We start from the raw sequence: 11057 nt of genomic DNA, 5'->3' as shown, positions 1-11057 counted from the left end.
TGGGGAGGGCGGACTCGGCCGAAGGCCGAGCCGGGTGGGGGGCTCGACGCCTTCCGCCCGGCCAGGTGCTCGCCTCGAGACCCCCCACCCACCCCGGTCGCGCCTTCGGCGCGACTCGACCCTCCCCGCCGCTCCGCGGGGGGAGGGTTGGCCGAGGAGTTCTCACATGACCGACGACAGCAGCATCGGCACCGACGCCTTCTCGCCCCGGAACGATCTCGAAATCGAGCTGGTCCGGGCGGCGCACGAGCCGCATCTGCGCACCGCCTTCATGCGCGACCTGCTCGACCGCGAGGTCTATCTCGCCCTGCTTCTCGCCGACGGGGCGCGGGTCGAGACCGGCCCGGACGGCCGGGCCGTCATCCCGGAAGGCGTGCGGCTGGAGCTGGGGTCGGCGGAGCGGGGCGGCGTGACAGCCGTGCCCTTCTTCTCCGCGCCCGTGCGGGCGCAAGCCTTCTACCGTTGCGACCACGTCATCGCGCCCGACAAGGTGCGCGATCTCCTCACCCGCCATCCGGGCGCGCATTTCGTGCTCAATCCCGGCTCGGACTACGCGCTCGACCTCGACCCGAACGACGCCGCCGCGCTGCTGCGCGGCGATTTCACCGCCCACTGACACGCGACTGTCACGGCCGCGACAAGCCCGGCCATGACAGTCGAGGAAATGACAAGGTTTCCGCGATGACCAAGCCCCGCGTCCTCATCTCCGACGCCCTCTCGCCTGCCGCCATCCAGATCTTCAAGGATCGCGGCGTCGAGGTCGATTTCCAGCCCGATCTCGGCAAGGACAAGGACAAGCTCGCCGCGATCATCGGCGATTACGACGGCCTCGCCATCCGCTCGGCCACCAAGGTCACTCCGAAGATCCTGGCCGAGGCGAGAAATCTGAAGGTGATCGGCCGTGCCGGCATCGGCGTCGACAACGTGGACATCCCGGCCGCGACCGCCCGCGGCGTAATCGTGATGAACACGCCCTTCGGCAACTCGATCACGACGGCCGAGCATGCCATCGCGATGATGTTCGCCCTCGCCCGCCAGATCCCTGCCGCCGACGCCTCGACCCAGGCCGGCAAGTGGGAGAAGAACCGCTTCATGGGCGTCGAGATCACGGCCAAGACGCTCGGCATCATCGGCTGCGGCAATATCGGGGCGATCGTGGCCGAGCGCGCCATCGGCCTCAGGATGCGCGTCATTGCCTTCGACCCCTTCCTCTCGCCCGAGCGCGCGCTCGACCTCGGCGTCGAGAAGGTGGAGCTGGAGGACCTTCTCGCCCGCGCCGACATCATCACCCTGCACACGCCGCTGACCGAGAAGACGAGGAACATCCTCTCGGCCGACAACCTCGCGAAGACCCGGAAGGGCGTGCGCATCGTCAATTGCGCGCGCGGCGGGCTCGTCGACGAGCAGGCGCTGCGCGCGGCGCTCGATTCGGGCCATGTGGCCGGGGCGGCCTTCGACGTCTTCGTGGCCGAGCCGGCCAAGGAGAACCCGCTCTTCGGCCATCCGAACGTCGTCTGCACGCCGCATCTGGGGGCCGCTACCTCCGAGGCGCAGGAGAACGTCGCGCTCCAGGTCGCCGAGCAGATGTCGGATTACCTGCTCAAGGGCGCGATCACGAACGCGGTGAACTTCCCCTCGATCACGGCCGAGGAGGCGCCGCGCCTCAAGCCCTTCATCGCGCTCGCCGAGAAGCTCGGCTCCTTCGCGGGCCAGCTCACCGAATCGGGCCTCGAGCGCGTGCGCATCACCTATGAGGGCGAGGTCGCGCAGATGAAGACCAAGGCGCTGACCAGCGCCGCCATTGCCGGGCTCCTGCGGCCCATGCTGGCCGATATCAACGTCGTCTCCGCCCCCTCGATCGCCAAGGAGCGCGGCATCGTGGTCGAGGAGATGGTGCGCGACGCGGCCGGCGACTACGATTCGCTCGTCACCGTCGCGGTCGAGACCGAGAACGGCGAGCGCGCCGTCTCCGGCACCGTCTTCGCGGACGGCAAGCCGCGCATCGTCGACATCAAGGGGCTCAAGGTCGAGGCCGAATTCGCGCCCTCGATGATCTACGTCTCGAACGAGGACAAGCCCGGCTTCATCGGCCGCTTCGCGACGACGCTCGGCGATGCGGGGGTCAATATCGCGACCTTCGCCCTCGGCCGCGACCGGCCCGGCGGCTCAGCCATCGCCCTCGTCGAGGTGGATGGCGGGCTGCCGGCGCAGGTGCTCGAGCGCGTCATGACCATTCCGGGCGTGAAGCAGGCCAAGCCCCTGGCCTTCTGAGGCGGAACGGCTTCCATGACGCTGGCCGCCGTCCAGGCCTTCGATCCGGGCGCGCTTCTCGACACGCTGATCAGCCTCGGCACGGCCTTCGTGCTCGGGACCCTGATCGGCGCCGAGCGCCAATACCGCCAGCGCACGGCGGGCCTGCGGACCACGGTCCTCGTCGCGGTGGGCGCCGCCGCCTTCGTGGATGTCGGCATGCTGCTGGCCGGCCGCGACGGCGCAGTCCGGGTCATCGCCTATGTGGTCTCGGGCGTCGGCTTCCTCGGCGCCGGCGTCATCATGAAGGACGGCACCCAGATCCGAGGCCTGAACACCGCCGCCACCCTCTGGGGCGCGGCGGCGGTCGGCGCCAGCGCGGGCGCGGACCTGATCGGCGAGGCTGTCCTCGTCGCCGCCTTCGTCCTCGCCGGCAACACGCTGCTGCGCCCCCTCGTCAACGCTATCAACCGCGCGCCGCTCGACGAGGCTTCCGCGGAAGCGACCTACGAGGTGCGCGCGACCGTCGCGGCGGAGAGGGTCGAGCCGCTGCGGGACCGGCTCGTCGAGACCATCGAGAGGGCAGATTACCCGATCCGCGAGGTTCGCATCGAGCGCGAGACGCCCGAGGATGCGGAGATCGTGGCGACGCTCGTCAGCACCTCTGTCGTCGCGAGCGAACTCGACACCGTCGCCCGGATCATGCGCCACGAGCCGGGCGTCATCCATGCGAGCTGGACATCGCGGACCCTGTCATAGGGCGAATTGCCTGCGGGATCGCGGCCGGTCATCCGGGGAGCCGGTCTCGCGAGAGCTGCGAAACGCGGTCCTTCACGAAGGATTCCATCATGTCGAGCGCGCTGGCGCCGAACATTCGGATGCGGCCCGTATGGAGCAGCAGCAGAAGCCCGGCCGCGTGCGCGAAACACTCGACCACCAGAAGGTTCGCCCGTTCCTGCGAGGCTCCCATCTCGATCGCGGCATCGGCGACCGGACGCAGGGCAGCCTCGAGCGCCGCGTTCAATGCGACATCGCGCATATGCCCGAGTCCGGCCGGCTTCATCCCGCCGCGGAAGAGATAGAAGCCGAGATCGAGATCGCGCGGATTGTCAGCATAGAACCGGAAGAACGCCATCGCGGCAGCCTCGAGCCTGAGCGCCGGAGATCGCGCCTGTTCCATCGCCCGGTTCACGGCAAGGCCGAGGGATTGCAGGGACGCCCTCAGCACCTCGGCGTAGATGTCCTCCTTGGATTCGAAATGGAAATAGAGCGCGGCGGGCGTGTACCCGGCTTGCATGGCGATGGCGCGAAGGCTCGCGCCTTCCAGCCCCTCCTCGGCGAAGACCTGCCGCGCGGCCTCCAGGATCAAGTCCCGCTTGTGGCCGCTGACCGCCTCCCTCCTGCTCTGCCGGTTCCTGGCCATGCCCCCGCCGCCCGCTTGACGCGAATTCAAACATCGATCAAGTTAATCTAACAATGTTAGATTTCTTGAACAAGCGGGGATAGAGCGCCATGCTCATGTCGGCTTCCGACTACCGAGAGTCGCTCAGGGCCTACAGGCCGCGGGTTTTCATCGATGGAAGCCCTGTCGAGAGCGTCGCCGACGAGCCGCGGCTCGCTCCGGGCATCGCCGGCGTCGGCGTCACCTACGACTTCGCGCTCCGCGAGGAGCATGCGCCGATCATGACGGCGCGGCAGGGAACGTCCGGCAAGACCGTCAACCGGATGCTCCATATCGACGAGACGTCGCAGGACCTCCTGTCCAAGCTCGAGGCCGTGCGGCTGGTCTGCCGGACCTCCGGCTGCGCACAGCGCTACCTGACCCATGACGCGCTCAACGGCATCTTCCAGGCGACCAAGCGGACGGACGACCGCCACGGCACGGATTACGGCCAGCGCTTCCTGGCCTATCTGCACGAGATCCAGGACAGGGACCTGACGCTCGGCGTCGCGATGACGGACGCGAAGGGCGACAGATCCGTCCGGCCCGGCCGGCAGGCCAATCCCGACGTCCATGTCCGCATCACGGAGCGGCGCCCGGACGGGATCGTCATCCGCGGCACGAAGGCCATCGTGACGGGCGCGCCCTACATGCACGAGTTCCTGGTCATGCCCTGCCGGACCCACCTGCCCGGAGACGAGGCTTTCGCGGTGTGCTGCGCAGTCCCCTGCGACGCCCCCGGCGTCACGATCGTCGCGCGGCCCGCGGGCCGCCCCGGCGAGGCGGCGGCGAAATTCTCGGCGAAATACGGCCAGTCGGTCGGCGTCGTGATCTTCGACGACGTGTTCGTGCCGCACGAGCGCGTCTTCCTCGCGGGCGAGACCGAGGAGGGCGGCTTCCTCACCACGTCCTACGCCACCCACCATCGCCATTCCTGCATCGGCGCGCGGGCGGGATTCGGCGACCTGCTGATCGGGGCCGGGGCGCTGATGATCGAGGCGAACGGGCTCGACCCCGAGCGCCACGCCCATATCCGCGAGCAGATGGTGGAGCTGATCACCATCACGGAGAGCTTCTACGCCTGCGGAGTGGCGGCCTCGGTCTATTGCACGAAGGATCCGGCGGGATCCGCGATGCCCGATCCCGTCTTCTCCAATATCGGCAAGCTGCTGCTCGCGACCAGGATCTACGACATGCACCGGGTCGCGCATTACGTCTCGGGCGGATTGATCGTCGCCCTGCCCGGCCCCGACGAGGATCACAACCCGGACACGAAGGCGTCGCTTGCCGCGGTGATGGGCGGCCGGGCGGACATTCCCGCCGAGCGCCGGGCCGAGGTGGCGCGCTTCATCGAGGACCTGACCATCTCGCACCAGGCGGGCTGGTATTCGGTCATCTCCCTGCACGGCGGGGGCTCGCCGGAGGCGATGAAGCGCGAGATCTGGCGCAACTATCCCGTCATGGAGAAGGTCGAGCTGGTGGAGACCCTTCTCGACCGCGGCCTCCTCGACGGCCCCCGCCGCGTCTCGAAGCAGCCGGGCCGCTGCTGCACGGCCGGCTGCCAGGTGCCGGAACCGGCCGGATAGTTCATCCTACTTCCTCGGATATTGCACGCCGGTCCCGATCGTCGAGAGCCGGATCTCGTCGATGATCATGCTCCTCAGGATCGCGCTCCCCAGTCCCAGGGGGCGGGCCTTGCGGTGGATGAGATAGCACCTGTTCGTCGTGCGCCCGCCCTCGACGCTGATTTCGCGAACGGCTCCCTTCTCGACCCAGTATCGGGCGAATTCGATGGGAACGATCCCGAGATATCGCGAGGACAGGATGAGAACCATCCGGGACAGGATGGTCGGCGCGAACGCCTTGATGTCGAGGCCGTGCATGAATTCGGAGAACTCCTCTTCCTGCGTCACCTCCGAGGCGACGAAGCTGTAGCGTCGCAATTCCTCGTAGCCGAGGGTGGCGTCGTCGCGCGGGAAGAGGGGGTGATGGCGGCCGCAGAAGATGCCCATGCGCTCGGAGCAGACCGCCAGCGCATCGAGCGCCGCGTTCGGCCGGATCAGGGTCGTGAAGCCGAGATCCGCCGATCCTTCGAGGACGGAGGCATAGATGTGATCCGGCGAGGTCATCCTGACGTTGAGCTTCACGTTCGGATAGAGATCGCTGACGCGGGCGATGGCGCGCGACAGCGGATCGGCGAACTCGAATGCGAAGCTGTCGTCGGCATGCAGCGTGATCTCGTCCTCGAGCCGCCGCGTCGCCGCCCCCACGAAATCGCTGAAGCGTCCGATCTCGTGGAGCAGCTGCACCGCGGCGGAATGGACGAGATGCCCCTGCTCCGTCAGCCGGAAGCCGGAACGGCCGCGCTCGCACAGGCGCAGGCCCAGGCGCTCCTCGAGGCTCGTGAGAGCCAGGCTGATGGCGGATTTCCCCTTGCCGAGGCGCGCCTGCGCGGCGGTGATGCCGCCAGCGGCGACGATCTCGACGAATTCCCGCAGCCGGGCGATGTCCGCGTCGGAGAGCTTTCCGCGAAAATGCTTGGGGGCCTTGGTCACGCTCGAACCCGTGCGGCCGCGAATGTTTCCAAATCGTCAAACCGAGGTCAAGACTTCCGATGTCGAAGAGAATCGGGGAGGCTTGTAGTGTTCGACATCCGCACGTGCAGCCGAGGTCGCAGCCAATGAGGCGAGGCAGGACGCGATTCCCGAAAGGCGCCCAGCCGCGCCGCGAATCGTCCTCGCCCGGGCATCCGCGATCCCGCCATCGGCGCCGGGCAGGAACAAGAGGACTTCCGCAGTGAACGATATGACGAATTTCGCACGCACGGCCGAGGCGCGCGACATTGCCTATCACTTCCACGGCTACACCAATGCCGAGCGCCATCGCGAAGTCGGCCCGATGATCATCGATCACGGCGAGGGGATCTACGTCCTCGACAGCGAGGGCCGCCGCTACATCGAGGGGCTCTCCGGGCTGTGGAGCGTCGGCGTCGGCTTCAACGAGCCGCGCCTGGTCGAGGCGATGACGAAGCAGGCGCGCAAGCTGCCCTTCTATCACAATTTCGGCCACAAGAGCCACGGGCCGATCATCGACCTCGCCGAGAAGCTGATCGCCCTCGCGCCCGTGCCGATGAGCAAGGTCTTCTTCACGAATTCCGGCTCGGAGGCCAACGATACCGTCCTGAAGATGATCTGGTATCGCTCGAACGCCATGGGCAAGCCGGACAAGAAGAAGGTCATCGCCCGCCAGCGCGGATATCACGGGGTGACCATCGCGGCGGCCAGCCTGACGGGACTGACGAACAACCACCGCTCCTTCGACCTGCCGATCGGCCGCGTGCTCCACACCTCCTCGCCGCATTACTGGCGGGAGGGACGCGAGGGCGAGAGCGAGGAGGCTTTCGCGACGCGCTGCGCGGAGGAGCTGGAGGCGCTGATCCAGGCCGAGGGCCCCGACACCATCGCCGCCTTCTTCGCCGAGCCGGTCATGGGCGCGGGGGGCGTCGTGACGCCGCCGGCGACCTATTTCGAGAAGATCCAGGCCGTGCTGGCGCGGCACGACATCCTCTTCGTGGCCGACGAGGTCATCTGCGGCTTCGGGCGGACCGGGCAAATGTTCGGCTCGCAGACCTACGACCTGCGCCCCGACATCATGGTGATGTCGAAGCAGATCACGTCGAGCTACGTCCCCTTCTCAGCCATCATGGTCAACGACCGGGTCTTCGACCCGATCGCGGAGGAAAGCGGCCGGATCGGCACCTTCGGACATGGCTTCACGGCCGGCGGGCATCCGGTCGGGGCGGCGGTGGCGCTCGAGAACCTCGCCATCATCGAGGAGCGCGACCTCGTCGCCAATGCCCGCGAGGTGGGCGCGCATTTCCGCGGCCGGCTGGCGCAGCTCGCCGACAGCCCGATCGTCGGCGAGGTGCGGGGCGTCGGCCTGATCGCCGCCCTCGAGCTGGTCGACGACAAGAAGGCGAAGTCCGTCGCCACGCCGGCCAGGCTGGGCGGGCTGATGAACGCCGCCATGCAGCGCAACGGGCTGATCTCCCGCAACATGATCGACGCGGTCGCCTTCTGCCCGCCGCTCATCATGACCCGGCGCCAGGCGGACGACATGTTCGAGATCATCGCCGCCTCCCTGCGGGAGGTCGAGGCGCAGGCCGCGGCGGGGTAACGCCACGAGCCCGACGAGACTATAGAGGCATATTCGCCGCCGCGGGCGGCGGCTGGGGAGGATTGGATGACCGACATGGCCGACAAGAGGAAGTTCTATATCGACGGCGCCTGGGTGAATCCCGCCAAGGCCCACGACCTTGAGGTCATCGATCCCGCGACGGAAGACGCGATCGCGGTCATCAGCCTCGGCGACCGGGCCGATACCGACCGCGCGGTGGCGGCCGCGAAGGCCGCCTTCCCGGCGTGGTCGCGCACCCCGCCGGCCGAGCGGCTGGCCTATGCCGAGAAGATCCTCGCCATCTACAAGCGCCGCGCCGCCGAGATGGCCGCCGCCATCACCGACGAGATGGGCGCGCCCCAGGACATGGCGCTCGCCGCCCAGACGGGCGTCGGCATCTACCACATCGAGAACTTCATCACCGCCTTCAAGGAGTTCGAGTTCGTCCGCCCCCTCGGCCCCCACGCCCCGACCAGCATGGTGTCCTGGGAGCCCATCGGCGTCGTCGGGCTGATCACGCCCTGGAACTGGCCGATGAACCAGGTCACGCTGAAGGTCCTCCCGGCCATCCTCGCGGGCAACACGGCGGTGCTGAAGCCCTCCGAGATCGCGCCCCTCTCCTCGATGCTGTTCGCCGAGATCGTCCACGAGGCGGGCGTGCCGAAGGGGGTGTTCAACCTCGTCAACGGCGACGGCGCCGGCGTCGGCACGCAGCTCTCGACCCATCCCGACGTCGAGATGATCAGCTTCACCGGCTCCACCCGCGCCGGCATCGCCATCACCAAGGCCGCGGCCGACTCGCTCAAGAAGGTCGCGCTGGAACTCGGCGGCAAGGGCGCCAACCTGATCTTCGCCGATGCGGATGCGAAGGCCGTGGAGCGCGGGACGCGCCACTGCTTCTACAACAGCGGCCAGTCCTGCAACGCCCCGACCCGCATGTTGGTCGAGCGCTCGGCCTATGACGCCGCCGTCGAGACCGCCGCCCGGGTCGCCCGCGAGACCGCCGTCGCCACGGGCCACCAGGCCGGCAACCATATCGGCCCGGTCGTCAGCAAGGTGCAGTGGGACAAGATCCAGGGCCTGATCCAGAAGGGGATCGACGAGGGCGCCCGCCTCGTCGCCGGCGGGACGGGCCTGCCCGAGGGCGTCAACCGGGGGTATTTCGTCCGCCCGACCGTCTTCGCCGACGTCACCAACGAGATGACCGTCGCCCGGCAGGAGATCTTCGGGCCCGTCCTGTCGATCATTCCCTTCGACACGGAGGAGGAGGCGGTCGCGATCGCCAACGACACCGTCTACGGCCTGACGAACTACGTTCAGTCCCAGAACGGGGAGCGCCGCAATCGGCTGGCCCGGCAGTTGCGTGCGGGCATGATCGAGATGAACGGCGAGGCGCTCGGCCGGGGCTCGCCCTTCGGCGGCGTCAAGGCGTCCGGCCGCGCCCGCGAGGGCGGCGTCTGCGGGCTGGAGGAATTCATGGATTCCAAGCAGATCTCCGCCTGGAGCGTCTGAACTCCGTCACCCGTTCCGCACAAGAACAGTCCAACCAGGGGAAGTGATACGACCATGCTGCGCAAGACAATCGGAATTTTTGCGGCCGCCGCATTGAGTTGCGTCTCCGTTGTCGGCGCGGCCATGGGCCAGACCGGCGATTCCGCCCAGCCTACGCGGGGCGGAGCGCTCAACATGATCGTGCAGCCAGAGCCGCCGATGCTGATCGTCGGCCTGAACACGCAGGGGCCCACCCTCTACGTCGCCGGCCAGATCTATCAGAGCCTGCTCACCTACGACGCCAAGCTCAATCCGATCCCCCAGCTCGCCAAGAGCTGGAAGGTCTCCGATGACGGCCTGACCTATACGTTCACGCTCCAGGACGGCGTGAAATGGCACGATGGCAAGCCCTTCACCGCCGCGGACGTCGTCTTCACGGCGACCGAGTTCCTCGTCGACACCCATCCGCGCTGGCGCCTGATCTCCGAATCCTATGTCGAGAAGGTCACCGCTCCCGACGACCTGACCGTCGTCTTCCGGCTGAAGAAGCCGTTCTCGGCCTTCATCTACGGATTCGAGCTGAGCTCGTTCCCCATCATGCCGCGGCACATCTACCAGGGCACGGATTTCCGCCGGAACCCCGCCAACGCTACGCCGATCGGGACCGGCCCCTTCAAGTTCAAGGAATGGCAGCGGGGCAGCTACGTCCACCTGGTGCGCAACGAGAACTACTGGAAGGAAGGCAAGCCCTATCTGGACGAGCTTTATTTCCGCGTGATCCCGGACGCGGCCTCGCGCAGCATCGCCTTCGAGCGCGGCACCGTGGACGTGCTGAGAGGGGGCGACGTGGAAGGCTTCGCCGTCCGCACCCTGAAGGCCAAGCCCGGGGTGGAGAGCACGACGGCGGGCTGGGAATTCTTCTCGCCCCAGGCGTTCCTTCAGCCGAACCTTCGCCTCGAAGTCTTCGCCAACCGGGACATCCGCAAGGCGATCTATCACGCGCTCGACCGCAACTTCATCGTGAACACGATCTTCTTCGGCCAGGGCGCCGTGGCCAAGGGGCCCTTCGCCGCGACGGAGCTGTTCCGGGACCCCAATATCCAGCAGTACAATTTCGACATGGCGCTGGCGAAGAAGCTCGTGGCCCAGTCGGGCATCGACCTCAAGAAGCATCCGATCCGCCTCATGGGCCTGCCCTACGGCGCGACCTGGGACCGCCTCACCGAATATGTGAAGCAGCAGCTCGAGGCTCTCGGCTTCGTCGTCACGATCCAGGCGGTGGATGCCGGCGGCTGGCTCCAGAACATCGGCAGCTTCAATTTCGACCTGACCTTCAACTTCCTCTACCAGTTCGGCCATCCGGCGCAGGGCGTGTCGCGCAACTACCTGAGCAACAACATCGTCAAGGGCACGCATGCCGGAAACAACGAGGGCTACGTCAACCCGGCGCTGGACGAGCTGCTGAACAAGGCGGCCGACGCGCGGACGCAGGAGGAAGCCGCCGCCGCCTTCAGCGCCGCGCAGAAGGTCCTGGCCGAAGACGTGCCGCTGATCTGGCTCTTCGACATGCAGAACACGACGATCTACCGCAGCAAGGTGAAGAACCTCGTCCGCACGGGCATCGGCCTGAACGAGCCCATGGACGACGTCTGGATCGCGAAGTAGCCCGCCCTCCCGCCTGATCCCACCCACGGTCCGG

At 67.5% G+C, this 11057-nt stretch carries 9 protein-coding genes; 7 read left to right on the top strand and 2 right to left on the bottom strand.

Translation table 11 applies throughout. The features are described 5' to 3' along the window. Positions 1 to 166: 166 nt before the first annotated feature. The 3 genes from PKD06_RS05830 to PKD06_RS05820 all read left to right on the top strand — a co-directional run bounded on the left by PKD06_RS05830 (position 167) and on the right by PKD06_RS05820 (position 3009). The gene (locus PKD06_RS05830) at positions 167 to 616 is read left to right on the top strand and encodes an SseB family protein (protein ID WP_324378521.1); all 450 of its coding nucleotides are present in this window, start codon (positions 167 to 169) and stop codon (positions 614 to 616) included. A 65-nt stretch (positions 617 to 681) separates the two neighbouring features. Then, positions 682 to 2271 carry a phosphoglycerate dehydrogenase gene (gene serA, locus PKD06_RS05825; protein WP_324378519.1) on the top strand — a complete coding sequence of 530 codons (1590 nt, stop codon included), beginning with the start codon at positions 682 to 684 and terminating at the stop codon, positions 2269 to 2271. A gap of 15 nt (positions 2272 to 2286) precedes the next feature. After that, complete coding sequence (locus PKD06_RS05820) at positions 2287 to 3009, top strand: MgtC/SapB family protein (RefSeq protein ID WP_324378517.1); 723 nt, start codon at positions 2287 to 2289, stop codon at positions 3007 to 3009. 28 nt (positions 3010 to 3037) lie between these two features. Here the strand turns inward: PKD06_RS05820 and PKD06_RS05815 are convergent, their stop codons facing one another. Further along, positions 3038 to 3673, bottom strand: coding sequence for a helix-turn-helix domain-containing protein (locus tag PKD06_RS05815; protein ID WP_324378515.1), 636 nt, complete (start codon positions 3671 to 3673; stop codon positions 3038 to 3040). Positions 3674 to 3762: 89 nt separating this feature from the next. Here PKD06_RS05815 and PKD06_RS05810 point away from each other — a divergent pair, with 89 nt between their 5' ends. Further along, positions 3763 to 5277, top strand: a complete 1515-nt coding sequence (locus PKD06_RS05810) for a 4-hydroxyphenylacetate 3-hydroxylase N-terminal domain-containing protein (protein WP_324378513.1) — start codon at positions 3763 to 3765, stop codon at positions 5275 to 5277. A gap of 6 nt (positions 5278 to 5283) precedes the next feature. Here the strand turns inward: PKD06_RS05810 and PKD06_RS05805 are convergent, their stop codons facing one another. Continuing rightward, entirely contained in the window at positions 5284 to 6246 is a 963-nt protein-coding gene (locus tag PKD06_RS05805; protein WP_324378511.1) for a LysR family transcriptional regulator, read from the bottom strand. A gap of 250 nt (positions 6247 to 6496) precedes the next feature. Between PKD06_RS05805 and PKD06_RS05800 the strand changes: the two genes are divergently transcribed. The 3 genes from PKD06_RS05800 (at position 6497) to PKD06_RS05790 (ending at position 11023) form a co-directional block, all read left to right on the top strand. Next, positions 6497 to 7867 carry an aspartate aminotransferase family protein gene (locus PKD06_RS05800; protein WP_324378525.1) on the top strand — a complete coding sequence of 457 codons (1371 nt, stop codon included), beginning with the start codon at positions 6497 to 6499 and terminating at the stop codon, positions 7865 to 7867. A gap of 75 nt (positions 7868 to 7942) precedes the next feature. Then, positions 7943 to 9379: an aldehyde dehydrogenase family protein gene (locus PKD06_RS05795; protein WP_324378523.1), complete on the top strand. Its 1437-nt coding sequence runs from the start codon at positions 7943 to 7945 to the stop codon at positions 9377 to 9379. Positions 9380 to 9433: 54 nt separating this feature from the next. Continuing rightward, a complete protein-coding gene (locus PKD06_RS05790; protein ID WP_324378510.1) occupies positions 9434 to 11023 on the top strand; it encodes an ABC transporter substrate-binding protein in 1590 nt (529 codons plus the stop codon). Positions 11024 to 11057: the final 34 nt, after the last annotated feature.

It is taken from the genome of Enterovirga sp. (assembly GCF_035325185.1).
Taxonomy (GTDB): Bacteria; Pseudomonadota; Alphaproteobacteria; order Rhizobiales; family Beijerinckiaceae; genus Enterovirga.
Note: the sequence above shows the minus strand (reverse complement) of the source record. Positions and strands in the feature narration are given on the sequence as shown.

Bases quoted from the DNA above. Each gene is read 5' to 3' on its own strand.
- PKD06_RS05820 (WP_324378517.1), top strand. From the start codon at position 2,287: ATGACGCTGGCCGCCGTCCAGGCCTTCGATCCGGGCGCGCTTCTCGAC.
- PKD06_RS05815 (WP_324378515.1), bottom strand. From the start codon at position 3,673: ATGGCCAGGAACCGGCAGAGCAGGAGGGAGGCGGTCAGCGGCCACAAG.
- PKD06_RS05810 (WP_324378513.1), top strand. From the start codon at position 3,763: ATGCTCATGTCGGCTTCCGACTACCGAGAGTCGCTCAGGGCCTACAGG.
- serA (WP_324378519.1), top strand. From the start codon at position 682: ATGACCAAGCCCCGCGTCCTCATCTCCGACGCCCTCTCGCCTGCCGCC.
- PKD06_RS05795 (WP_324378523.1), top strand. From the start codon at position 7,943: ATGGCCGACAAGAGGAAGTTCTATATCGACGGCGCCTGGGTGAATCCC.
- PKD06_RS05830 (WP_324378521.1), top strand. From the start codon at position 167: ATGACCGACGACAGCAGCATCGGCACCGACGCCTTCTCGCCCCGGAAC.
- PKD06_RS05800 (WP_324378525.1), top strand. From the start codon at position 6,497: ATGACGAATTTCGCACGCACGGCCGAGGCGCGCGACATTGCCTATCAC.
- PKD06_RS05790 (WP_324378510.1), top strand. From the start codon at position 9,434: ATGCTGCGCAAGACAATCGGAATTTTTGCGGCCGCCGCATTGAGTTGC.